The 25,201-nt window shown below is 61.5% G+C and carries 17 protein-coding genes and 2 pseudogenes; 14 read left to right on the plus strand and 5 right to left on the minus strand.

Annotated features, from left to right (window positions below):
- Positions 1 to 22: 22 nt before the first annotated feature.
- On the minus strand, positions 23 to 1,213 hold the full coding sequence (locus AC1Z3V_RS08070) for a hypothetical protein (RefSeq protein ID WP_483498235.1): 1,191 nt from the start codon (positions 1,211 to 1,213) through the stop codon (positions 23 to 25).
- Between the two features lie 142 nt (positions 1,214 to 1,355).
- Here AC1Z3V_RS08070 and AC1Z3V_RS08075 point away from each other — a divergent pair, with 142 nt between their 5' ends.
- The 8 genes from AC1Z3V_RS08075 to dtd all read left to right on the plus strand — a co-directional run bounded on the left by AC1Z3V_RS08075 (position 1,356) and on the right by dtd (position 9,836).
- Positions 1,356 to 2,282, plus strand: coding sequence for a carbohydrate ABC transporter permease (locus AC1Z3V_RS08075; protein ID WP_483499597.1), 927 nt, complete (start codon positions 1,356 to 1,358; stop codon positions 2,280 to 2,282).
- Entirely contained in the window at positions 2,275 to 3,168 is an 894-nt protein-coding gene (locus AC1Z3V_RS08080) for a carbohydrate ABC transporter permease (protein ID WP_483498236.1), read from the plus strand. Before AC1Z3V_RS08075 ends, AC1Z3V_RS08080 begins: the two co-directional genes overlap by 8 nt.
- A 34-nt stretch (positions 3,169 to 3,202) precedes the next feature.
- Positions 3,203 to 4,285 carry an ABC transporter ATP-binding protein gene (locus tag AC1Z3V_RS08085; protein ID WP_483498237.1) on the plus strand — a complete coding sequence of 361 codons (1,083 nt, stop codon included), beginning with the start codon at positions 3,203 to 3,205 and terminating at the stop codon, positions 4,283 to 4,285.
- Positions 4,286 to 4,328: 43 nt separating this feature from the next.
- Entirely contained in the window at positions 4,329 to 5,612 is a 1,284-nt protein-coding gene (locus AC1Z3V_RS08090; RefSeq protein WP_483498238.1) for an ABC transporter substrate-binding protein, read from the plus strand.
- A gap of 75 nt (positions 5,613 to 5,687) precedes the next feature.
- Positions 5,688 to 7,553, plus strand: a complete 1,866-nt coding sequence (locus AC1Z3V_RS08095) for a DUF2264 domain-containing protein (RefSeq protein WP_483498239.1) — start codon at positions 5,688 to 5,690, stop codon at positions 7,551 to 7,553.
- A gap of 38 nt (positions 7,554 to 7,591) precedes the next feature.
- Complete coding sequence (gene kduI, locus AC1Z3V_RS08100; protein WP_483498240.1) at positions 7,592 to 8,428, plus strand: 5-dehydro-4-deoxy-D-glucuronate isomerase; 837 nt, start codon at positions 7,592 to 7,594, stop codon at positions 8,426 to 8,428.
- Complete coding sequence (kduD, locus tag AC1Z3V_RS08105) at positions 8,425 to 9,189, plus strand: 2-dehydro-3-deoxy-D-gluconate 5-dehydrogenase KduD (RefSeq protein ID WP_483498241.1); 765 nt, start codon at positions 8,425 to 8,427, stop codon at positions 9,187 to 9,189. Before kduI ends, kduD begins: the two co-directional genes overlap by 4 nt.
- Before the next feature lie 203 nt (positions 9,190 to 9,392).
- Entirely contained in the window at positions 9,393 to 9,836 is a 444-nt protein-coding gene (dtd, locus tag AC1Z3V_RS08110) for a D-aminoacyl-tRNA deacylase (RefSeq protein ID WP_483498242.1), read from the plus strand.
- 304 nt (positions 9,837 to 10,140) lie between these two features.
- Here the strand turns inward: dtd and AC1Z3V_RS08115 are convergent, their stop codons facing one another.
- Together AC1Z3V_RS08115 and AC1Z3V_RS08120 are read right to left on the minus strand one after the other, a co-directional pair.
- Positions 10,141 to 11,010: a PGN_0703 family putative restriction endonuclease gene (locus AC1Z3V_RS08115; protein WP_483498243.1), complete on the minus strand. Its 870-nt coding sequence runs from the start codon at positions 11,008 to 11,010 to the stop codon at positions 10,141 to 10,143.
- Between the two features lie 139 nt (positions 11,011 to 11,149).
- Positions 11,150 to 11,874, minus strand: a pseudogene (locus AC1Z3V_RS08120) (DUF2726 domain-containing protein).
- A 397-nt stretch (positions 11,875 to 12,271) separates the two neighbouring features.
- Between AC1Z3V_RS08120 and AC1Z3V_RS08125 the strand changes: the two are divergent.
- The 6 genes and pseudogenes from AC1Z3V_RS08125 to AC1Z3V_RS08150 all read left to right on the plus strand — a co-directional run bounded on the left by AC1Z3V_RS08125 (position 12,272) and on the right by AC1Z3V_RS08150 (position 22,119).
- A complete protein-coding gene (locus AC1Z3V_RS08125; RefSeq protein WP_483498244.1) occupies positions 12,272 to 15,247 on the plus strand; it encodes an NAD(P)-dependent oxidoreductase in 2,976 nt (991 codons plus the stop codon).
- A 50-nt stretch (positions 15,248 to 15,297) separates the two neighbouring features.
- A pseudogene (locus AC1Z3V_RS08130) lies at positions 15,298 to 15,663 on the plus strand (DUF4147 domain-containing protein); the annotation flags it as partial.
- Between the two features lie 425 nt (positions 15,664 to 16,088).
- Positions 16,089 to 17,507, plus strand: a complete 1,419-nt coding sequence (aspA, locus tag AC1Z3V_RS08135) for an aspartate ammonia-lyase (RefSeq protein WP_483498245.1) — start codon at positions 16,089 to 16,091, stop codon at positions 17,505 to 17,507.
- Between the two features lie 65 nt (positions 17,508 to 17,572).
- A complete protein-coding gene (locus AC1Z3V_RS08140) occupies positions 17,573 to 18,853 on the plus strand; it encodes a dicarboxylate/amino acid:cation symporter (protein ID WP_483498246.1) in 1,281 nt (426 codons plus the stop codon).
- Positions 18,854 to 18,994: 141 nt separating this feature from the next.
- Positions 18,995 to 20,794, plus strand: a complete 1,800-nt coding sequence (locus tag AC1Z3V_RS08145; protein ID WP_483498247.1) for a sensor histidine kinase — start codon at positions 18,995 to 18,997, stop codon at positions 20,792 to 20,794.
- Positions 20,791 to 22,119 (plus strand): sigma-54-dependent transcriptional regulator, encoded by a 1,329-nt coding sequence (locus AC1Z3V_RS08150; RefSeq protein ID WP_483498248.1) that lies wholly within the window; start codon positions 20,791 to 20,793, stop codon positions 22,117 to 22,119. Before AC1Z3V_RS08145 ends, AC1Z3V_RS08150 begins: the two co-directional genes overlap by 4 nt.
- Before the next feature lie 480 nt (positions 22,120 to 22,599).
- Here the strand turns inward: AC1Z3V_RS08150 and AC1Z3V_RS08155 are convergent, their stop codons facing one another.
- Together AC1Z3V_RS08155 and AC1Z3V_RS08160 are read right to left on the minus strand one after the other, a co-directional pair.
- A complete protein-coding gene (locus tag AC1Z3V_RS08155) occupies positions 22,600 to 23,085 on the minus strand; it encodes an adenosine-specific kinase (RefSeq protein WP_173519081.1) in 486 nt (161 codons plus the stop codon).
- Positions 23,086 to 23,409: 324 nt separating this feature from the next.
- On the minus strand, positions 23,410 to 25,053 hold the full coding sequence (locus tag AC1Z3V_RS08160) for a caspase family protein (RefSeq protein WP_483498249.1): 1,644 nt from the start codon (positions 25,051 to 25,053) through the stop codon (positions 23,410 to 23,412).
- Positions 25,054 to 25,201: the final 148 nt, after the last annotated feature.

Here is a 25,201-nt window from a genome sequence, read left to right on the forward strand (position 1 = left end):
CTGCGTGGTCATGATCCGTCCACTACCAGAAGAAGCGCGTATGCCCAAGCGAGCGCATCAATGCCTCCATGAAATAGTAGTCGCCGTAAGGCAGCATGGCGTCGGAGTAGCCGGCGCTGGCGTGGGCAGCCCCATGGGCGAGCAAGCCTTCGGCTTTGGGATCGCCGGTCAGGTCGCAACTGTCGAGCAGGCCGCCGATCAGGCGATCGCCGAAGCCGTGCCAGCGTAACGCCTCTTCCGGTTCGCAGAGACCTGCGAGAATGAAGACCCCGGCGGCCATGATCGCGCCGGCCGAGCTGTCGCGCGGCGCGGTCTTGGCGTTGGGGACGGAATAGTCCCAGACAGGAACGTCGTCATCACCCATGAGCGTTTCCGCCTTCGCCGCCAAGCGCCTGGCCGCGTCGAGGAAGACTGGGTTGCCGGTCGTCGCAGCACATTGCGCGTAGCCATGGATCAGCCAGGCCTGGCCGCGCGACCAGCAGGAATCGTCCGCATAGCCCTGATGGGTCTCTCCGCGCAGCGGCTTGCCGCTGGCCGGGTCGAACAGAAACGTGTGGAAGCTCGTATCGTCAGCACGAACGAGGTGTTTCAGCGTCGTCGTGGCGTGGCCGTTGGCGGCCTCGGCAAAATCGCCGCGACCCGTCTCGCGATGCGCCCAATGCAGCAGCGCGAGGTTCTGCATTGTATCGACGATGACGCGTCCATTGGCGAATTCGGAGCGAATGCCGCCATGGATCGAGCGGGCATTCCAGGCCTGGATGTATTGCGCGTCCGGCCGGTAGCGCTCAAGCAGCCGGGACGCGGCCTCAAGAGCGAGCTCGCGGGCCTCCCGGTCGCCAGTCAGCAGCCACTCCGCGACGCAGCTCAGCGAAAACTGGAAGCCGAGATCGTGGTCTTGGGCGTCGCGATGGCGCAAGATGTCGCGGAACACGGCGCGTCGGGCACGGGCGGCGTTCAAGAAGCAGGAATCGCCGGTGAGCTCTAGCGCCAGCCAGAGCTGGCCGGCGTGGAAGCTCACGACCCAGTCATAAGGTCCACAATAGCTCCACGTCTGATCCGGCAGGCCGATTTTTGGATTGCGCAGACCGATGGCCGGCATGGTCTGGCGCAATTTGGCAACGCAGCGTTCCAGGGCTTGCTGGTGACGTTCGCGACTGGGGCGATTGCCAACCATTTCGACCGCGTTGAAGTAGCTGTTTCGTTCGATGCGCATGATGAGCCTCACGTTGATTTGTGAAGTTTTCGCACGAAAACGATATTTTCGTCAACTACGAAACTTTCTGTTGACGAGAAAATTTCTAAACGATAGGAGTCGGATGCTCGGGAGGAGCCGGGCATCGTTGGAGGGGATACCCATGTCCACATTGCGGACAACTGAAAGGCTGGCTGCCGGTGGCCGGTTCAGGTTCGGCGACAGTTTAGCCGCTTACGGCTTTCTGGCGCCGTGGCTTGTCGGCTTTTTTCTGCTGACCCTCGGCCCTGCGATTGCCTCGTTCTATTTATCTTTGACCGACTACAGCGGCCTTGGTGCCGCAAATTGGGTTGGCGCGGAAAACTATGTGCGCATCGCCACCGACGATCCGCGCTTCTGGACCGCCATGAACGTGACCTTCACGTTCGTGCTCTTGTCCGTTCCCTTGAAGCTGCTCTTTGCGCTCGCCGTTGCGGTGGCGCTGAACAGAGGCCTCGAAGGCCTGTCGCTCTTTCGTGCGATTTTTTACCTGCCGTCCCTGGTGGGCGGCAGTGTCGCTGTGGCGGTGCTATGGCGACAGGTATTTGCGGGCGACGGTCTGCTCAATCAGGCGCTCAACACGCTGTTCGGCTTCGAAGGGCCAAGCTGGATCTCGAACCCTTCGACGTCGCTCTATACCCTCGTCCTCCTGGCCGTTTGGCAGTTCGGGTCGTCGATGATCATCTTTCTTGCCGGTCTGCGTCAGATCCCGCAGGACATGTACGAAGCGGCAAGCATCGATGGCGCCAGCAAGGCACGTCAGTTCTTCAAGATCACCTTGCCACTGCTGACGCCGGTGATCTTCTTCAATGCGGTGATCCTGACGATCGATGCCTTCAAGGCTTTCACCTCGGCCTTTGTCATCAGCGACGGGACCGGTGGCCCGATCGACTCCACGCTGTTCTACACGCTTTATCTCTACCAGGAGGCCTTCACCAATTTCCGTTTCGGCTATGCCTCGGCGCTGGCTTGGGTCCTGGTGCTCATCATCGCCTTCTTCACCGCCATGTCTTTCCTGACGGCCAGATACTGGGTTCACTACGATGACTGATGCCGCTCTTTCGACGACTACCGTCACATCGCGCACCGACCGGGGCGCGCCTGCCGCGTCACCGTGGAAACGGGCCCTGCTTTACGCGCTGCTCGTGGCGGTCAGTCTCCTCATGCTCTATCCGCTGCTCTGGATGGTCGCGAGTTCGTTCAAGCCGGACAGCGAGATCTTCACCTCGACAGGGCTGATCCCGACGGAACTCACGGTCGATGCCTATCGTCGTGGCTGGAGCGGTTTGAGCATCGGCTTTGGTTGGATGTTCTTCAATTCGCTGGTGATTTCGCTGTTGGTCGTCATCGGCAACCTCTTTTCCTGCTCGATGGCGGCCTATGCCTTCACGCGACTGCGTTTCAAGGGACGCGGGTTCTGGTTCACGCTGATGCTCGGCACCTTGATGATGCCACAGCATGCGGTACTGATCCCGCAATATGTGATGTTCCTCAAGCTTGGTTGGGTGAACTCCATCCTGCCGCTGGTGGTGCCGAAATTCCTGGCGATTGACGCCTTCTTCATCTTTCTGATGGTGCAGTTCTTCCGGGGCATCCCGCGCGAGCTGGACGAGGCGGCAATCATGGACGGTTGCGGGCCGCTGCGCATATTCCTGAAGGTGATCCTGCCGCTCTCCACGCCCGTCTTGGCGACGGCAGCAGTCTTCTCGTTCATTTGGACCTGGGACGACTTCTTCGCCCCTCTGATCTACTTGAATGACATCGAGAAATACACCGCGCAGCTCGGTTTGCGTACCTTCGTCGACTCCACAGGGACGTCCGACTGGGGCGCGCTTTTCGCCATGTCGACGCTGACGGTGCTGCCAATCTTCATCCTCTTCATCCTGTTCCAGCGACTGCTGATCGAAGGCATCGCGACAACCGGCATGAAGCGCTGAGACAAACTGGAACCGAGAGATAGGGACGGAAACGATGACGACGCTGGCTTTGCGCAAGATCAAGAAGAGCTTTGGCAATCTCGACATCATCCGCGGCGTCGACCTGGCGGTCGGCTCCGGAGAGTTCGTGGTTTTCGTTGGCCCGTCTGGCTGCGGCAAGTCGACCCTGCTGCGCATGATCGCTGGCCTGGAGCCGATCAGCGGCGGTGAACTCTCGATCGGCGGCGAGCGTATGAACGAGAGGGCGGCTAGTGAGCGGGGCATCGCAATGGTTTTCCAGTCCTATGCCCTCTATCCGCACATGAGCGTCTACAAGAACATGTCCTTCGGCCTTGAAACGGCAAAGATGCCGAAGCCGGAGATCGACAAACGCGTACGCAAGGCGGCTGACATCCTGCAGATCACGCATTTGCTCGACCGCAAGCCGAAGCAGCTTTCCGGCGGCCAGCGGCAGCGCGTCGCCATAGGCAGAGCGATTGTGCGCGATCCCAAGATCTTCCTGTTCGACGAGCCGCTCTCCAACCTCGACGCCGAGCTCCGGGTTCAGACGCGCGTTGAGATTGCCAAACTGCACAAGGATATCGGGGCGACGATGATCTATGTCACCCATGACCAGGTCGAGGCGATGACGCTTGCCGACCGCATCGTCGTTTTGCGCGCCGGCGTCATAGAGCAACACGGAACGCCACTGGAGATCTACAACCGCCCCGCCAACCGGTTCGTCGCCGGTTTCATCGGCTCGCCCAAGATGAATTTCCTCGATGTCGTCGCGGGCGGCGTTCGCGACGGCGGAGTGTCGATCGATGTTGCCGGCAGAAAAGCGTGGCTACCGATCGAGGACAGCATCGCGGCTGGTGCGAAGGTCAGCCTGGGCCTGCGGCCTGAACATATCGGCATCAACGGAGCCGGCGGGCTCGAACTCGGCGCGTTCACCGTCGTCCACGTCGAGCATCTCGGCGGCCAGACCATCGTCTATGGCCGGCTCGTCGACGGGCAGTCGCTGACGGTCGCGGTAGATGGCCAACGCGCGATCAGCGCCGGCTCCACACTGGAGGTGAGGATTGCCGCGGAAAACTGCCATCTGTTCGACGAGGCCGGCGATCGCATCGGCCAATGATCTCAAAAAAGGGATCTCAAAACAAATCATGGAGGAGGAAAACATGATCAATAGACGCCACTTCTTGCGTAACGCCGCGCTATTTGGCGCCGGTGCCACGTTCGCGACAGTGCCTGCGTTCCGCGCCTTTGCAGAAGAATCCATGCGCCTCTACTGGTGGGGGACACCCAGTCGGGCCGAGCGCACGCTCGGCGTCGCCAAACTTTTCGAAGCGGCGCATTCCGGGGCAAAGATCGTTGGCGAGGTGGGTGGAAGCGATTACTGGGCGAAGCTCACGACGATGATCGCCGGCGGGAATGCGCCGGACATCTTCCAGCTCGAGCCCAGCCGCTTTGCCGATTACAGCCGCCGGGCCACCAACCTGCCGCTCAACGACTATCTCGGCAAGGTGATCCGCACGGAGAAGCTGGTGCCAGGGGTGCTCGATCTCGGAACGGTCGACGGCAAGGTCACCGGCATGCCGCTGTCGTTGAACGCCTTCGCCATGATCTACGACGCGGATGCCGTGGCGAAGGCCGGGCTTGCCTCACCGTCGGCCAAGACCACCTGGGACGATTTTGCCAAGCTCTGCATCGATCTCACCAAGGCGATTAGCCGCAAGAACGTGTGGGCGGTTGGAAACGCGTCGCGCTACATCTTCGCTTTCGAGGCGTTTCTGCATCAACGCGGCAAGAAGCTTTATACCGAAGCCGGAAAGCTTGGATACGAGGCCAGCGATGCGGCCGACTGGTTTGGCTATTGGGAAAGCCTCACCAAGAACGGCGGCTGCGTGTCGGCCGAGATACAAGCGCTGGACAAAGTCCTGGTCGATACCAACCCCATGACGACGGGCAACGCGGTGATCGCCATTGCCTTCTCCAATCAACTGCCGGCCTTCCAGAAGATCTCGAAGAGCACCCTCGACATCACATCGCTGCCGGTCAGCAGTGCCGGTGGGCCTTCCGGTCTTTTCTATCGCCCGGGCCTGCATTGGTCGATCGCAAGCACGGCGAAGAACCCGGAGCTCGCGGCTCAGTTCATCGACTTCTTCGTCAACGACCTTGAGGCCGGAAAGATACTTCAGGTCGAGCGCGGCGTGCCCGTAAATACTGACGTGCAAGCCGCAGTCATCCCCTCAATTGACGCGACGGCGAAAAAGACCGTTGATTATGTCAACAGCATCGGCGACCGCGTCGGCGCCTACCCGCCGGCCGTGCCGCTCGGCGCCGGTGAACTTGACGAGCGCGTCTTCCGGCCGCTCGCCGACAAAGTTGCCTTTGGTCAACTGACGCCGGCGGACGCGGGGAGCGAGCTCATTTCGGCGGCCGACCGTATCCTCAAGGCCTGAGTATCTGCTCCAGCTTACCGCGCTGCGCGGGAGGGCCACCGTTCCCGCGCAGAATTGTCCGATCGGAAGCCTCACATGACAGACACAATCTTCGCCGAAACCCTGTTCAAACCCTGGGTCGGGAATCCCCTTGAAAGCCGCGCCGATGTCGAGATTGCACTCAGGGCGCTGGTGGAGCCGGTCGAGAAGTACCGGTCTCCCGGCGGCGCGCGCATTCGACTGGACGCTCATGCCGCGCATTTCGACCAGGAATCCGCCGACATGGAGGGCTATTCGCGACTGCTCTGGGGCCTGGCGCCAGCACAGGTCGGCGGCGCCACGTGGATCGATTGGACGCCGATCGCGCGCGGTCTCGCCAATGGCTGCGATCCGGCACACCCGGAGTATTGGGGCGACTGCTTCGACCGCAGTCAGCGCCTGGTGGAGCTGGCAGCGATCGGTTTCGCCCTGAAGCTCGTGCCGGACAAGCTCTGGACGCCGTTGACGCAGGCCGAACAGCGCAACGTCGCCTGCTATTTGTTAAAAGGCCATGCCTGCGAATACAGCGACAACAACTGGAAGTTCTTCCGGCTGCTTGTCGGCATGGGGTTGAGCCATGTTGGCGTCGACTATGATCCTCGGCTCGACGAACAGTACCGGCAGGAGCTCGATGGCTTTTACCTTGGCGACGGCTGGTATCACGATGGCGATACGCGCCGCGCCGATCACTACATTCCCTTCGCTTTCCACTTCTACGGCTTGATCCTGGCGGCGCTGGATGGTGCCGACTGGACGAACACATATCGTGAGCGGGCCCGATTGATCGCCCGAGACATGGCGAGATGGTTTGCTGATGGCGGACCGGCGCTCTGCTTCGGCCGCTCTATGACCTATCGCTTTGCCATCTGCGGTCTCTTCGGTGCCATGGCGCTCGCGGGCGAAGAGGTGATTCCTTTCGGCGAGCAGAAGGGCTACTTCCTAAGACATCTGCGCTGGTGGGCGAAGCAGCCCTTCGCCGCGCGCGACGGTGTGATGCCCGTCGGCTACGCCTATCCAAACCTGATCATGTCGGAGCCGTATAATTCCGCGCAATCGCCCTATTGGGCGCTGAAGGCCTTCCTTCCGCTCATGTTGCCTGAGGAGCATCCGTTCTGGGCGAGCGACGAGAAATTTTGCCCGCCGAGGCCGACGATCTGTGCGCAGCGTCACGTCGGCTTCCTGATCGCCAATCCGCCTGGCGACGCCATTGCGCTATCCTGCGGCCAACAGACAGGCCCCGGAAATACGTTCGTCCGCTTCGGACCGGAGAAATATGCGAAGTTCGCCTATTCGGCGCGCTACGGCTTCAGCATCGAGAACGATCCCTGGCGGTTCGACAATTCCGTGCTCGAATCCATGATCGGCTTCAGCGACGACGGCGTGCATTTCCGCGTGCGCGAAAGCAACGAAGCGGCGATGATTGCCGGCGATGTTCTCTACGCGCGCTGGCGGCCCTTTGCCGATGTCTCGGTCGAGACCTGGCTCTACTGGGACGGCGATTTTCATGTCCGGCTCCACCGCATCGACACGCCACGGCGGCTCGCCACCATCGAAGGTGGCTTTGCTATCGGACGCGACGTCGGCGAAGTAGCAGATAAGGATGCTGGTCGGGCCGTCGTCACCACGGCGGCGGACCTGTCGGCCATCATTGACATCGGGTCCAGCGTCCCCCGCATCGGGCGGTGCCACATCGCTGCTCCGAATACCAATCTGATTTCCGCGAAGTCCATGGTCCCTCAACTGCTCGGCAATATTCCTGCCGGCATCAGCATTCTCGCCGTGGCGGTTCTCGCGCAGGTCGAGCCAAACGATGGCAAGAGGAAGCTTGCCCGTTTGCCTGTAGCGCCCGACGTCGAGGCGCTGCGACTGCTCCTGTCGGAACAGGGGACTGCTGTAACGCTGATGCGCGGCGTGCCGCTCTAACCGTCATCGATCCTCCCGCAACGACCGAAAGACCTGATATGACAATCCCTGATTTCTCGTCCCGCCATGCCATTGACCCGCTCGCAGCCGCCGCCATGGGAACGGACGAACTGCGCCACAATTTCCATATCGCTGACCTCTTCGAAGGCGATCGTGTCAACCTCATCTACACGCATTACGACCGCATGGTGATCGGTGGGGCGATGCCGGTTGAGACCGAACTGGTGCTCGAAGCCATCAAGCCGATGGGTACGAAGACGTTCCTCGAGCGCCGCGAGTTGATTGCCGTCAACATCGGCGGACCGGGGCGTGTCGTTGTCTCCGGCAAGAGCCATCCGCTCGGTGCGCGCGATATGATCTATGTCGGTTTGGGCGAGGAGGTGACGTTCGTATCGGACAATCGGGCAGTTCCGGCAAAGTTCTACCTGTTGTCGGCACCGGCGCACCGGGCCTTTCCGACGGCGCTTTTGACGATTGCCGGGGCGAAACGCCTGGATCTCGGTGGTCTGGAGACGTCCAACGAACGCTCGATCTTCCAGTTCACCAATGGGATCGAGACCTGCCAGCTGGTCGTCGGCATGACGGAACTCAAGAAGGGGTCGGTGTGGAACACCATGCCTGCGCATGTCCATGACCGGCGCATGGAGGTGTATCTCTATTTCGACCTCCCGGAGCCGGCACGGGTTTTTCATTTCCTCGGCGAGCCATCCGAGACACGCCATATCGTCATAGCCAACGAAGAGGCCGTGCTGTCGCCCGCCTGGTCCATTCACTCCGGCTGCGGCACCTCCAACTACGCCTTCGTCTGGGCGATGGCGGGGGACAATGTCGATTACACCGATGTCGATCCGGTACCGATGGAGACATTGCGATGAGTGATCTTTCCGCCTTCAGCCTCGAAGGGAAGCGCGTGCTGGTTACCGGCGCAAACACCGGCATCGGCCAAGGCATAGCGGTTTCGATCGGCAGGGCCGGAGGTGAGGTGATCGCGGTCGGGCGCTCGTCGATGGCGGAAACGGTGGAGAAGGTCAGAGCCGCGGACGGCAGGATCGTGCCCTTCGCATGTGATCTCGCCGGTGGCGAAGCGGTAAGGCAGTTGATCGACCGCGTCTGGGAGAATTGCGGTGCCCTGGACGGACTTGTCAACAATGCCGGGATCATTCGGCGGGCCGCGTCAGTGAAGCTCTCGGAAGCGGACTGGGATGAGGTGATCGACCTTAACCTCAAGGCGACCTTTCTTCTTTGCCAAGCCTATGGCCGCAGACTTCTTGCCGAAAAGCGGGCAGGGCGGATCGTCAACATCGCCTCGCTTTTGTCCTTCCAGGGAGGCATTCGCGTCGCTTCCTATACGGCGTCAAAGCATGGGGTGCTGGGTATCACCCGCATCCTTGCCAACGAGTGGGCAAGTCAGGGTATCAACGTTAACGCTATCGCGCCCGGCTACATCGTCTCCAACAACACCGAGGCGCTGCGGGCAGACGAGGATCGCAGCGCTGCCATCCTCGAGCGCATCCCTGCCGACCGGTGGGGCACGCCCGATGATATCGGCGATGCTGCGGTCTTCCTGCTGGCGCCGGCATCGCGTTACATGCATGGTGCGGCAATACCGGTCGATGGCGGCTGGTTGGCACGATGAAGCTGAGGCGCGAAATTACGGATCAATGGCGAGCACGAAGCGCACGGCGTCTTCGCTTCGTTCGCGACACTGCTCTAGGCTGCGCTACGGCTGTTAATCGATTTCGTGACGATCTCCAGACCATCGGTGGGCGATTCTAGGTAGAGCTTGATTGCGCCTGCCGCGGAGCCGATAAGAGCGCGAATATAGGGAGAATCGTCGTCATGAGAGCACTTATTCAGCGCGTGTCGTCCGCTCGCGTCACTGTCAACGAGGCGGTGACGGGGGAGATCGGCAATGGCCTGGTGGTCTTCGTGTGTGCGATGAAGAGCGACACCGAAAAGGAAAGCGAGTGGCTGGCGCGCAAGATCGTCAACCTGCGCATCTTCAGGGACGATGCGGATCGGATGAATCGTTCGCTTGTCGACGTCGGCGGCTCAGCTCTCATCGTCAGCCAGTTCACGTTGGCCGCCGAGACGAAAGGCAACCGCCCGGGCTTTTCTACGGCGGCGCCACCGGAGGAGGGAAAACGTCTGTATGAGAATTTCTCAGCCAATGTCTCGGCCCTTGGCGTTGCCGTTGCGAATGGCGTCTTCGGCGCGGACATGCGGGTGGAATTGGCCAATGACGGTCCCGTAACGATCTGGCTGGACACGACGTCCGGCTAGTCGGCTTTCCGGACTAGACAGCGCGCTTCTTTCAAAAGCCAACTTGGCCACTATCAGCCCTTTGCGGACGTAACCGCAAAGACAGTCGCGTTTTCGTTGACCATGACCAAGCAGTTGTGGGCAATTGACGGTGGCTTGGGACTGCATCACCAATTGCTTGGTCGCTGGTAAGGCGGGGTACCAGGGAAGGCGCTATCGCCAGCCCTATGACCCGGGATGTCGCGGAATTTCAGTTTTCCCGTCACATGGTAGTCGCAGCGACGGCCTACACCGAGCCGCATCGCAGGTGCACGGACATCACCCTCTACATCCTGTTCTCGGTAATAGTTCCTGAACAGCTGCTACCTGCCCCGGTCCCCCTAAACTTGCCGGACGAGCGCGACGCCGCTCCTGCGATCTTTTGATCTACCCAAACAGAAAGGCGGCTCCAAAGGTCCTGATCCAGGCCGACGTGGCGAGCCATCTCAATGATCCGCTGATAGGAGATCGGTGTGATGGCTGCTTGTCCGCTGAGACCAATCAGACCCAGCTTTGCCTTCCGTGCCGTCGGAAAGCTTGGGTGGTCGGCAAAGGCGGCGAGTGCCGAGCATTGAAGATTGCGGTGCTTGCCTATTGCGGCCGCCAGCACGGCATTGCGCATCCACTGATAGGCGTCTCCTGCAAAGGGGCAAGGCGACTGGTCAACATCCGGATCGAGCGCGAATATCTGTGGGATGTACTGCCAGTAGCGAATGCCCTTGCCTGCAAGAGTGCACCGGGCACGCACGCCGCTGACCGGGTTGATTTGGTCGACGTAGCTTCCACAGCATTGACGCTGGCCAGAGGCCGACGCAGCCGTTTGGCCGCATTTCCCTCCAGGTTCGGTAAACTTGCATTCGATAACGAGCGCTGCCCTTGCGCCGACAGCAAGAACATCGACTTGCGTGGGTCGAGGTTCGGCCAAAAGCCGATCGGTATCCTTCCACTCGAGCGTTATCGACCATGGACCACCCTGTGGTAATCTCACGCTTTCAGCGATGGTGTCGAGGATGCGGTCGCGATCTGCGCTCATCTTGAGTGTGCCGAAGACGTCAATGGCGATGGCCTGCGATGAGTGCACTTTGTGTGCCTGAATTCGGTTCGCTCGGTCACGATGCCAGGGGAATGCATTCCAGTCCTCGATCGCGTGCGCCATGACTGGCCGGAAACAAGTTCCGCCGAACTGCCTCGAAATCGGAGATCATCTCGGGGCTGCCTCATTTCCATCAAGCCAAGGCGATGTTTTCCTCCAATGGAAGTGGTTCGACCGTGAAGGCATTCGTGACGAGGGCGCGTTAGGTAACACTCGGCTTGTCCATCAGCTTTTCGACAAGGCGTCTGAGTTCCGACGGTGTCGTTTGGCCAGCCACCACCTCGTAATAGCCGATCCCGGCGCGTCGCAACGCTTCCTTCTTTACCGCATCACGCGCGGCTGCGGTGCCTTGATGATGCGCTCCGCCTTGATATTCGACGACGTGCCGCGGCTGGCAGTCGCCGTCGACGAGCAGTAAGTCGACGCGCTTGGAGTTGATGCAACGATACGCGTCAGCATCCTTGCTCCTGAGGATCTCGCCCAATGAGACCTGCGCCATCACTTGCCAAGAGGGGTTGCAACCAATGACAATGCGGTCAAGTTCCCTAAACACCCGCGCTTCGCTCTTATTGAGCAGCGGCTGAATGCTGAAATGCGAGCCCATGACAATGCGCAGCTGATCAGCCGCGTCGACTTGTCTCGGCGGTTCGGCAACAGGCGCGGGGGCCAAGGCCCCAATACGATGTGTCCGATACTGCGTTTTTCCTCCCAGCGTGATTTGTCTCTCGCCCGCCACGCCTCCCTTCGCATCGTGGTTAGGAACTGCTCGACGGCCATGCCGATGACAAGTCCGACAAACAGGGCAGCGATCAGCAGTTCCGGCTTCTCTAAATCCGCAACGGTCATGCCGCCGGAAGCGCCCACTGCGATCGCTCCGATGATCAGCCCGGGCGCTGCGAACAGCACCGATCTTTGGCGATAGTGCATGCCCCTCTCCGCATTTCACGCCAAGATAGTAGAACGTGCGGACGATGCGCGAAAAGTTACCCAAACGAATTAGTCCGGCGCCTTTGACAGGGGCGACTGATCGTCATGCAGCCTTTGTCGCTGGGGTCGTCGTCACGCCGACCGTACTCGGCGGCCTGTCGGTTCCGGTACTTGCCTCGGCGCTTGGTCTGCTACCGCCGCGGCGCGAAAGGCGATTCCGTTAATATCGTCCGTTGGACTGACCTGGGCGCGGATGCCGGCGCGAGCGTGATCGGGATGCTTCGGAGCGCGCCCATGGCGCATTTCGCCTGCTGTTCGCCGCAGATGAAGTCTTCTTTCCGATGGGTTCGATCCACTATTCGAGCATCCTCATGCCTCGAAAACAGATAGGCTGATCATGATGAATATCGCGCAGATGCAGGAACAGCGACTGACGGCAATCGAACTGACCAAATCGGGCGCGCCGGCGTTGCCGTCCAACCCATTCTTCGGTGTCGGCCCGATCACCGATGCAACCACCGACGAAGTGGACAGCCGCCTGCGGCGGATCGCATTTGATGCTTGGATCGAGAAGACCTATCGCAAGTTCGACGACAGGGGCAATGACATTGGCGGCTTCACAACCGCCGAGATTTCCCGCAGCATGCACCGCGGCTATCCGGCCGATAAGATTCTGACCGACATGATGCGGGCGATCCATCGCTATTTCGGCTTTCCGAAGACGAACCGCATGGCAGTCGGGCTCGGCGGTGGCCATAGTGGTTTCACCGTTTGCGTTCAGCATCTGATGAACGCCAACGACACTTCCCAACGCATCTATGTCGATACGCCGCGGCCAGAGAGCGATCCGTCCAAGGCTGCGGGTTTCTTCCGCCAGTCCTGGGCAACTCAACTGATCGAAATGCAGCGCTTCGCCGAAAAGGGTTGCGAGAGCCGCATCCATTTCGCCGCCTCCGAAGGTGTCATTCCAACGGCGGCAGAGCTCTCCTCCCTTGGCGTTTCGATCTTCGTCGGTGTCGGCCACGAGACGACCGGTGCCAATGCCTATACCAGCGGCGAGATCCGCGAGTTGTTGAACTGGATCGACGGCGATCCGGCAAACCGCCATGCGGTATTCGACGCAACCTCGATGCTCGGTGCGATGCCGTGGGAGCCCGAACTGGTCTCTGCCGTTATGGCGAAGTGCTGCCTGTTCATGCCTTTCCAGAAGGCGATCGGCGGTATTTCGGGCTATTTTGTCGCCTCCTTCACGCCGCACGCCCTGGCACTGATCGAGAAGAACCAGCAATCTCCCGCCTGGGCGATCCCCCGGCAACTGAAGATCGCGCCGCCGATTGATCCCAGGCAGCCGTTCTCGGCCAAGCGCTCCGTCGACGCAGGGCCGTTCTACGACGCGGCCGAAGATCGCATGCTCGGCGGTGTCATCAACACCTATAGCGCGCTCGCCTTTGCCGAAACCACCTTCGGCCTGTTGCAGTCGGAGGCTCGGGTTGGCTCCGTCATCGACCTCAACCGTCGGTCCGCCGCCAATCGCAAAGTGGTCGACGAGTGGGTCAAGGCGCATCCGCTTTTGTCGCTGACGGTCACCGATGCCGAGCGGCGCGGCGCGGCGGTGACGCTGCTGAAGGTGGAGGACGGCGGCATCAGCGATCCTGCCATCCACGCCCGCATCATCGCCCGTTCGAAGCAATTGCTCGGCTATGAGGGCATTACCCACCCGAACGGCGAATACGAGGCCGGCCTCGACGCGGCCCGTTACGTCAATGCCTTCCCGGGCACGCCCGGCGACTACCGCGCCTGGGTCGGCGGCATCCGCGAGCCGGAAGACGTCGTCGCGCTTCTGGAGAACCTGCAATACGCCTATCTGCGTGCCAAGATCGTGGTTCTCGAAGAGGAACTGGCGAAGAACGGCGTCACATTCGAGGCTCCGGCCAAAGTCGATGGACCCATCCGCAAGGACGATCCGACGCGCGCCTATACCGTGCTGATCGCCGATATGATCGGCCTGCGCTTCGGCGCCGACGGTCAGCCGGATCACAGCGAGGTGAAGGCCTATATCGAGGAAAAGGGCGGTGTGTTTCATCTCGGGCCGCTCGGCGACCGCTCGGCGCTCGAGAAAGGCCGCATCCATTTCTTCTACCAGCCAGATCTCAGCACCGAGGCGGAGATCCTGCCGCAGACCGACAAGGGCCAGTACGACGCGCTGATCGCGGCAGCGACCTTCATTCCGAAGGCCTCCATCTTCCCGCTCGGCGGGGTGCGCATTGGCGCGGGAACCGGCAACATGGGCTCGGCCTCCTGGGGCGGCGGCAATGGCGAGGGCGGCGAGGCGCCGCTCATGAACACGCCGGGGATCAACAGCCGGGCGACCGCCCAGATGGCGATGAAGGCGGTCGTGAAGGTCGTTCCTGATTTGCCGGTCGACAGGCTGCATCGGATGGTTGCCGAGGGCGACTTCGACACCGGCCGTCAGCTCAAGGATTTTCCCACCGCCAAGCTCGAAGGCCGGAAGATCGCCATTCTCGGCTACGGCAATATCGGTCGTGAAGTCGCCAAGCTCGCCAAGGCCTTCGGCATGAAGGTGGCGATCTACGCCCGCGCGCATCACAAGCGCTGGATCGAGGCGGAAGGCTTTGACTATGCGGCAACTCCGCTCGCGGCGGCGACCGGTGCCGACGTGCTTTCCGTCCATATTGGTCTCGGCCGCCTCGACGCGGCGACGGGCGTCTATTCCAACGCCGGAACTGTCGACGCGAAGGTGCTCGGCGCGATGAATGACGGGTCCGTGCTGGTCAATTACGACCGCGGCGAGGTCGTCGATGCGGTCGCGCTCGACGAGGCGCTGTCATCCGGCAAGATCGCGCACGCCGCGATCGACGCCGACCTCTTCAAGGATGCCGCGACCGGCAAGCTCAGCGGACCGATGCTGCCTTACCTGCCGCTCGAGGAGCGCCATAAGGGCAAGCTCGAACTGCTGCCGCATGCTGCCGCGGATACCGATCATCCCTCGCGGGTAACCGGTGCGAAGCAGGCAGTCGACCAGATCTTCGATGCCATCCGATTCAAGTCGGTCACCAACCTCAAGGGCGACCTGCCGGTTGGCTATGTGTCGGCAGGCAGTCGCACTCCCGCCGGCATCGGCCGGGTGTCGAAGAGAGCGGTCACCGACCTCGGCGGCAAGGCGGAGCTCCTTGGGGACCTACGGCAAACGTCTGAAAGGGTCGCTGCGATCCTCGGCGCGCTCTCTGCCGTCTGCGGTCCGGACCATCGCGACCGGATCGTTGATCGCTACACCGGCTTGCTCGTTGAAAATGTCGATCGTCAGCGCGCGCTGCTCGAAAAGCTCGGCCTCTACGGGCCAGCGGAGGAGTGATACTTGTAACTACCCGATGAGCGTCGTCCGTTCTTGACCTCGCTCTTTATGCCACGGTCGCTGCCGATCCGGTAAAAGGGATCGCCGCCTATCTGCCGCCGCGCCCGAAGGGCCGCGCCGTTGTTATCGGTGCGGGCAAGGGTTCGGCGCCGATGGCGAAAGCGCTGGAGAGCAATTGGGATGGTCCGTGGGGTCGTCGGTACGCGATAGGGGTTCGGCGTCGCTTGCGGCAAGGATCCAAGTTATCGCAGCATCGCATCCGGTAGCTGACGAGGCGGGGCTTCGCCTCGAGGCGGCTCTTGAAAGCGGTCTCGAGTCTGTCTGCGGATGACCTGGTCATCGCGCTCCTATGCGGCGGCGGCTCGGCGCTGCTGCCGATGCCGTCCGGGAGCATGACGCTCGTGGACGAGATAGCTCAGACTTACCCTTAGTCGAATTGGCAGGTCGGCTCGCGTTGCTCATCGCGCGCGCATTCGTCCGTTCGCGGGCGCAATTGGGACAGCGGCGTGGAGCCAGCAAAACCCAAAGATCCCTGCCAATGCCGGATCATGTCCAGGCGAAATGGCTAAGCAAAAGCCCGGCATCCGGACGAGTCTTGTTTGGGCCGCGACGACAGGAAGTGGGGTGGCTCCCGGAACGGGGGTATATCATTCGGGTTTCCGAACGCGCTGGCCACGCCTCATCCGGAAATCCGAACGCGATCGAGCGGGCCAGCAAACAGGATAGATTGATTTCAATGGTTTAGCGGCGCTGCTCGTGTCCGCTCGAATTGGCACGCGTGTTGCTCTCTTCAGGCAACCCCCCGCTCGGCAGCGGGTGGATGGAGAGGAGAAAACATTCAATGACTGTTGCCTTGAGCCGTGTAGAGCATGACCTGCTCGGGGACCGGGAGGTCCCCATGGACGCCTACTACGGTGTTCACACCCTGCGCGCCGTCGAAAACTTCGCGGTGACCGGAATTCCGATCTCCCACTATCCGGACCTGATCCGCGCGCTCGCGCAGATCAAGATGGCGGCCGCCCGGGCCAATCGGGAACTGGGGCAGCTCGATGCTCAAAGGGCGGAGGCGATCGTTGCAGCCTGCCGGGATATCGAAGCCGGCGCGCTCAACGATCAATTCGTCGTGGATGTGATCCAAGGCGGCGCGGGCACCTCCACCAACATGAACGCCAATGAGGTGATCGCCAATCGGGCGCTCGAGGTCCTGGGGCGCGTGCGCGGTGACTACGGGCATCTGCATCCGAACGAACACGTCAACCTTGGCCAGTCCACCAACGACGTCTATCCGACCGCGCTGAAGCTTGCGACCTATAGCGGCATCTTCCGTTTGATCGATGCCATGGCGCATCTCCGGGCGGCCTTCGAGCGCAAGGCGGACGAATTCCACGACATCCTCAAGATGGGCCGTACCCAGTTGCAGGACGCAGTGCCGATGACGCTGGGGCAGGAGTTCTCCACCTATGCGGTGATGCTGTCCGAAGACGAGCAGCGGTTGCGCGAAGCTGCGCTACTGATCCGCGAGATCAACCTCGGCGCCACCGCCATCGGCACGGGCATCACCGCCCATCCCGACTACGCGTCCCTGGTTTGTCGGTTGCTTGCTGAGATCAGTGGTGTGCCGGTGATCACCGCGCCCAATCTCATCGAAGCCACACAGGATTGCGGTAGCTTCGTCCAGCTTTCGGGTGTCTTGAAGCGCGTCGCGGTGAAGCTCTCCAAGGTGTGCAACGATCTGCGGCTGCTTTCCAGCGGCCCGCGGGCGGGCTTCGGCGAGATCAACCTGCCGCCGCGCCAGGCCGGCTCCTCGATCATGCCCGGCAAGGTCAATCCGGTGATCCCGGAAGTCGTCAACCAGATCGCCTTCGAGGTGATCGGCAACGACCTGACGGTGACCTTCGCCGCCGAGGCGGGCCAACTGCAGCTCAACGCTTTCGAACCGATCATCGCCCACAGCCTGTTCAAGAGCATCGGCCACCTCAGTCAGGGATGCCTGATCCTCGCCGACAAATGCGTCGACGGCATCACCGCGAACCGCGAACGCCTGGAAGCTAGCGTGCTGGGCTCGATCGGCATCGTCACCGCACTCAACCCGATCATCGGCTATGCCAATGCCACCGAGATCGCAGCCGAGGCGCACCGGACCGGCAAAGGCGTTGCTGAACTCGTGGAGGCGCGCGGCCTGATGACGGCCGAAACGCTTGCCGAAGCCTTGCGCCCCGAGGCGCTGACCAAACCGCGCCCGATCATGGCGCGCAACTGAACCACCCCAATTGTTGACTGAAAATCCGCCCGGATGAGCCGGGCGGAGGGAGGAAGGAGATTATCATGAAGATAAACAAGCAGACGACCTGGATCGTCATCGCGATGATCCTGGGGGTCATCGTCGGCTATGGCTGCAACGTCCTGTCGGGCAGCCCGGCTGCAGCAAAGGACATCGCCGGCTATTTCGCGATGGTGACGGACATTTTTCTGCGGCTGATCAAGATGATCATCGCGCCGCTGATCTTCACCACACTCGTCGCCGGCATGGCCGGCATGGGCGACGCCCGCACGGTTGGGCGCATCGGCGGCAAGGCGCTCGGCTGGTTCCTGATGGCCTCGCTCGCGTCGCTGGCGATCGGCCTCATCTTCGCCAACCTTTTCCAACCCGGCGCCAATGTCGGCGTGCCGCTGCCCGACATTTCGGCCACCGCCGACTTGAAGACGTCGTCGCTCAATCTGAAGGATTTCATCACCCACGTCTTCCCGCGCAACATCTTCGAAGCGATGGCGAACAACGAGATCCTCCAGATCCTCGTCTTCTCGGTGTTCTTCGGTCTTGCGCTTGGCAGCCTGAAGGACACGAAGGCTCGCGCCCTGATCGAAGTCATCGAAGGTGCCGTCCCGGTAATGCTGAAGGTGACCGACTATGTGATGCGCTTCGCCCCGCTCGGCGTCTTTGCCGCGGTCGCCAACGTCGTCACCGTCCAGGGCCTCGGCATCCTGATGGTCTACGGCAAGTTCGTCGGCAGCTTCTACACGACGCTTGTCGTGCTCTGGGCCGTGCTGGTCGGTGCCGGTTTCCTGGTGCTGGGCTCGAACGTGTTCCGCCTAGTCAAGGAAGTGCGCCAGCCGATGCTCGTTGGCTTCTCCACCGCCTCCAGCGAAGCGGCCTATCCGCGTGTCATGGAGAAGCTGGAAGACTTCGGCGTGAAGGAGCGCGTCATCGGCTTCGTCCTGCCGCTCGGCTACTCCTTCAACCTCGACGGCTCGATGATCTATACGGCCTTCGCTGCGTTGTTCATCTCCCAGGCCTATGGCCTGCCGCTCACCATGGAACAGCAGATCGTCATGCTGCTGGTCCTCATGGTTTCGAGCAAGGGCATCGCCGGCGTGCCGCGCTCCGCGCTGGTCGTCGTTGCGGCGGTACTGCCAATGTTCAACCTGCCTGAGGCCGGCGTGCTCCTGATCATGGGCATCGACCACTTCCTTGACATGGGACGTACCGCCACCAACGTGCTGGGCAATGCGATCGCCACGACGGTCGTCGCCAAGTGGGAAAACGCACTCGACATTCCTGACGAAGCGGAACAGCGCACGCGCGAAAGACTAGTCGCAGCCGAATAGGCCGACGCCCAATGACGGTCTGCCCGCTTTCTCTTGAGAAGGCGGGCAGACCACCGCATGCTCGCTCGGCCTCATCGGATGTGGTAGGGAGCCGGATCAATAATAGTGTTGCGGCGTGTGCATCCGCTCCCATTCGTGCCAATGTCGATCGCCTCTTTTGTCCGCAAATACGGTTTGTTGCTCCCCGGCCTCGCCGCCGTGGCGCTCGTTGTCGGCCTTGCGGGCTTTCGCATCAGCGAGACGCTGGGCCTGGCGGAGTTACAGAGAACCGGAACGCAACGCCTCGAACTCTATGCCACCAGCCTGAACAGGCAGATCGACAAATACGCCTATTTCCCGGCGACGCTCGGCCTGGAGCGGGACGTGATCGACCTGATCGCGCACGGTAAGCCGCTTACCGACACCGTCAACCGCTACCTGGAGCAGCTCAACCAGCGGGCAGGCACGCTGTCGATCTACCTGCTCGATCGCGGGGGACACGTGGTCGCCGCCAGCAACTGGAACCGCCCGGACAGCTTCATCGGCGAGGACCTGTCCTATCGCTCCTATTTCAACGATTCCATGCAGGGGCGCCCCGGCCGGCTTTTCGGCATCGGTACCACCCGCGGCGAGCCCGGCTACTATCTCTCTTCGCCTTTGCTCGCGAACGGCGTGGTCGTCGGCGTGGCTGCGGTCAAAGTCAGCCTTGAGCAGTTGGAGCAGTCCTGGGCGACCGTCGAAGTGCCGGTCATCGTCACGGACCAGAACGGCGTCGTCATCCTTGCGTCCGTACCTTCCTGGAAATTCACTACGCTGCGCCCGCTGCCCGACCAAGAGCGGCGGCGTCTGGAGCGCAGTCTGCAGTACAACGCCCGGCCGCTTCCCTCGCTCGGATTGCGGCGCGAGGAGGCTTTCAGCGAAAATGCCACCCTCGTGCGGCTCGCGCCATCGGCGGACGTCGACGGTGGTTTCAAGCTGTCGGGCAACTTTCTGGCGCAGACCGCCCCGATGGGCGACACTGGCTGGTCGCTGACGGTGCTCTCCCCCGCCGGCGAAATCGGTGCGATCGCTTGGACTCGTGCGGCGCTGGCCGCAATCGCCAGCGCCTTCGTCGGCATCGTGCTTGTGCTGCTTGACCAACGGCGGCGGCATCTGCACGATCAACTGCGGGCTCGCGAAGCGCTGCAGCGCGCCCATGACGAGCTGGAGCGCAAGGTCGAGGAACGGACACGGACGTTGCGGGCCGCGCAGGACGAGCTCGTCCATGCCGCTAAACTGGCAACGATCGGGCAGATTTCCGCTGGCCTTGCCCATGAGATAAACCAGCCCCTGGCGGCGCTGCGGACCCTTTCCGGCAATGCGGTCAAATTCCTCCGGCGCGGCGATGTGGCGACTGCCGAAAGCAATCTCGACCGCATCGGCGGCATCGTCGACGGGCTGGGCGCGCTTACCAACCAGCTCAAGTCCTTCGCCCGAAAATCCTCGGGTACGCCCGGTCCGGTCGATGTCCGACGCGCCGTCGACAACGCGCTGTTCTTGCTCGACCAGCGCCTGCGCCGCGCGAACGTGGCCGTGTCCACCGAGATTGGGACGGGAGAGATTACGGCGCTCTGCGATGCCAACCGTTTGGAGCAGGTCATGGTCAACCTGATTGCCAATGCGCTGGACGCCATCGAAAACGCAGCCTCGCCTGCTCTGCGCCTTCGCGGCTGGCGCGAAGATGGACGCGCGGTCATCGAGGTCCATGACAACGGACCGGGCCTGCCGGAACACGTGCGCGAGCACCTCTTCGAGCCCTTCTTCACGACGAAGGAAAGCAACAGGGGCTTGGGGCTCGGCTTGGCCATTTCGTCGGAAATCGTGCACCATTTCGGTGGAACGCTGACCGGGGCGAACCACCCTCAGGGCGGCGCGATTTTCACCGTCGTCCTGCCCGCACCCGGTATCGGAGAAACGCCATGAGCGACAACCTCAAGGTCCTGATCGTCGAGGACGAGCCGAACGTCCGCCTTGGATGCCAGCAGACGCTCGAGCTTGAAGGCATGGATGTCGAAGCGGTGGAGAGCGCCGAGAAGGCGCGACGGCTCGTTCCTGCCGACTTTCCGGGCATCGTCGTTACCGACATCCGCCTCCCGGGAGACGACGGCATGGCGCTCATGCATGATCTTCTGCGGCAGGACCGCGACCTGCCGGTCGTCTTGATGACTGGGCATGGCGACGTTTCTCTGGCAGTTCAAGCGATGAAGGACGGAGCCCACGACTTCATCGAGAAACCGTTCTCGCCCGACTATTTCGTCGAGGTCGTGCGGAGAGCGCTTGAAAAGCGCAGGCTGACGTTGGAGGTCCGCGAACTGCGCGCGCGGCTTGAGAACAGGCAAATGACCGCCGCTCGCATTATCGGAGGCTCTGACGCCATCGAGAGGGTGCGTCACCTTATCGGCGAGCTCGGCAACAGCGCTGCGGATGTGCTGATCCAAGGCGAGACCGGAACCGGCAAGGAACTCGTGGCACGCTGCCTGCACGATGCCAGCCCGAGACGGAGCGGCAATTTCGTCGCCATCAATTGCGGCGGGGTTCCCGAAAACCTGTTCGACAGCGAAATCTTCGGCCACGAGCCGGGCGCCTTCACCGGTGCCGCAAAGCGCCGGATCGGCAAGATCGAGCACGCCAGCGGCGGCACGCTGTTTCTCGACGAGATCGAGAGCATGCCGATGGCCATGCAGGTCAAGCTGCTCCGGGTGTTGCAGGAGCGAACGCTCGAGCGCCTTGGATCGAACACGCCGATCTCCATCGACTGCCGCGTCGTCGCTGCGACCAAGGTCGATCTGGCGGCGCTTGCGGAACGAGGAGAGTTTCGTGCCGATCTCTACTATCGGCTGAATGTCGCAACGCTACCCTTGCCACCCTTGCGCCAGCGCCGCGAGGACATCGGCCTGCTGTTCGAGCATTTTGCCCTGCAGGCGGCGTCACGCCACGAGCGGGCCGTGCTCGGTCCCGATGCCGAGCGGACAAGGCGGCTGCTTGCCTATCATTGGCCGGGTAATGTGCGCGAGCTGCGCAATGTCGCTGAGCGCTGCGTGCTGGGCATCGAGACCGGCTTTCCGCCTTTCGGCGGAGCGGCGGACGCCACCTCTCGTCCTCTGGCACAAACCGTCGAAGCTTTCGAGCGCGCGTTGATCGCCGAAGCCCTCAGCCGCAACGGCAATAGCCTCGCCCGCACCAGCGAGGAATTACTGACGCCAAAGGCGACCCTGCACGATAAAATCCGCAAGTACGGTTTGACGTGATGCCGATCTGTCGCTCGGCACTTGAATGACGTCTTCCTCACTTCGTGGGAGGATGAGTGTTGTTGAGCGGCAGCATGCGTGCTCTGAGTAGTTCCGAGCGTGCTTTGCCTACGGCATGTGTCCTTAAGTCGACCTCTATTTGAGGACGAAGACATGCAGCAAATCAAAGTGCTACAGCGCCGGTGCAGGTCCGCTGTTGCCTCGCACAATGTATCATCTGGAAACGACGTATCATCTGGAAACGACGGCGTACGAATTTCGTTAGCCGTCACGAACGGTGAAGAGGTTCCGTTCTCCTGATTACCCTTCGCCGTTACGAACATGCGACGGTTTGCATTGATGACGCCCCTTTCCCGCGCAAGTGCGTTGACGAGCTGATCGAGGGGGAATGAACAGGTGAGCTTCGCCGAGATCGAGCAAAACGAGGGGTCGTATGGAAGCGGGCAAGCCCCGCAGCGATTTCATAGCCTAATCCAGGCACTAAAGCTTGTAGCCGATCTGCCGCAGCAGATCTTTCCGCCACGCAATGTCTGAGTCGGTTTCGACACCCAGCGGCGAGGCGCCATCCACCACACCGAGCACGCCGCGACCCAACTCCGTTTGCGCGACGATCACCTGTGTCGGGTTGGCCGTCGCACAGTAAATGCGGCAGACCTCCGGCACGGCACGCACGGCGGCCAGCACATTCACGGGAAAGAATCCGTCACCCAGGAAGATCAGGAAGGTGTGGCCGGCGCCAATCGCCAATGCGTTGTCGCGTGCAAGGGCGAGCATGGGCTCGTCATTACCCGACCAGCGCACGAGCCTCTTACCGGAGGCCTCGCAGAAGGCCAGCCCAAAGCGGATGCCAGGAACCGCGCCCACCATCGCCTCGTGGAGGTCTTCCACAGTCTTGATGAAATGGGACTGGCCGAAAATGAAGTTGGCGGCGTCCGGCTTGACGATGGGCACCACGGTGAGTTCCATGGCTGCGCTCCTTCAAGGTAGGCAATGCAATGGTAGCTAGGCTCGCGCAGGGCGATTTCAAGCGGCCATGTTGCGCGGGGACTAAAGCGACCAAGCCGTGGAACACCGCTTGCAGGCCGTTGCTACCTAAGCAAACGCTTTCTCCATTGCACTTGCAATCGCACAGGAACCGGACGAAGGCCCAGGCGACTCGACACGGATGGCCCAGGAACCCGCCTTTGACGTTGAAGTGGGTGGCGCCGCAGGCTTCAAGCATGTCGCCGCGGGATGAAAGTTCGGTGGCAGGTCGCACGCACATCGAAGTCTACTGACACGACCTTCGCGCTACATCTTGCCCATAGTAATAATTCCGGAGCAACCGCTGCCTGCTCCGGTCCCCCTGAACTTGCCGGTCCCTTTATCTCCTTTTATCATCCCCGTCAGGATGTTGCCTCCTTTCCTTCCCTTATGGACAAATGTGTGGGTAATGGTGACGGCTCCGTTGCTGGAGATTTTTCCCGAGAACCCATAGCTGGACGACACTGTGCCGTGACTTACGAAAACGGTTGACGAGAGTTCGCGCCAATCGCCGCAGTCCGTCTTTGCATGCCTTGTTATCCGCCATGTGCCATCGAAGGCACTCAGGCCGGGCTCCACGCAACGATTGTCGCGGGCTTCCATTCCGTTGCCGCAGACGAGCGGACAGACACGATTGCCGATCGCTTTCAGGCCATTCAAAAGTTCCTCGGTCGGAGCGAGTGATGCAAGCTTCAGTCCCTTGCGCTCGGCATATGCCTGTAGGGCCTTCCGGCTGCTGTCACCCCATTTGCCGTCGACCCGGCTGAGGCATCCGATGCGCGCCAGTTCCCTTTGGGTGGCGAACGCGAGTTCGCCGACAGTCATGTTGGCGGCTGAACCGGATACCTGTGCCCCTGGGTTGGCCTGTTCAAGCGCCGCGACATCGGTTGGCCCGGCGTTGTCTTCCAGGTTTACGGCGCGTTTGGAATCGGCCGTTTCCTGCTCCGCCGCCTGCCTTTCCTTTTCGTGCGCTCCGATCGCCGCGATCTTCAACTTCGCAAGCGTTCCGAACGCGCCATTGGGGTATTCCCGGAGGTATGCTTCGAAAAAACTGCTTTCGGTCGAATCCTTAATGGAATTCCAGTAGGCAAGCTCCACGGTTCTGTCGGTATCGGCTGTCGCCGCCGGGCGCGTTGCCGGGTCCGGGACCGGCGATGGATTTAGAACAACGGGGCCTGTCAGGGATGAGCTGTCCCAAGGGATCTGCTTGCCGTCCGTGACCTGTAATACGGCGCGACGCACTGCAATCAGATCATCCGTTATGCTCTGCCCGGGTGTACCGAGGTGTTTCAGCAAGGCCGTCGTGAACGGGGAGTTCCTGCCAGCCCCATCAAGGGCAACGTTTCCCGGCTGAGTTGCGAACGCAATCAGCGAGCCGACGCCGGTATCGAGTTTCGCCAACCCCCGCCCCACGACCATGGACCGCGTTCCCAGGGAGCGGGCCAATGTCACGGCAAGTGGATTGTCACGGCACGCGTCGAGGAACACCAAGTTGACCTTGGCGTTACGCTCCATGGCGGAGAGCACGAGCTCGATCGGCAACGCCTCGAAATCCAGGTCGTTGTTTGAGCGAAGCTGCGCGTCGACTGGGATCATGTAGTTGACCCCGTTCACCTGCAGCCCGTGACCGGCATAGAAAAAGAGCGACACGTCAGCGCCTTCGACTTTGCCCACAAACTCTCGGATCGACCGACGCATTCCCGCCAGGTCGAGATCGCGGCCGGTCACCACCACGAATCCCAGTCCTGTCAACTTCGACGCCATGTCGCTGGCGTCATTCTGAGGGTTCGTAAGCTGTGGCGCGTGCTGATAGGCCGAGTTTCCAATGACCAGCGCGACGCGCTTTTCGGCCCAAGCGTAGGAGCTTAGAAAAAAGAACGAGAGCACAACGGCCGCACGAAGAAAATACATAGGAGCCAGCCCCGCCGACCATGCTCCCAAGTCGAAATCGACGTTTGGCAGGCACCCCCGATTGTCGTTGTCAGCGCATCGGACCAGCCTAAGGGATTGCAGTCGGGATGAATTGAGAATGATCCCAGACGCGGATGTCGTCAACCAA

The sequence above is a fragment of the Ensifer sp. 38_S197 genome (genome assembly GCF_056924495.1).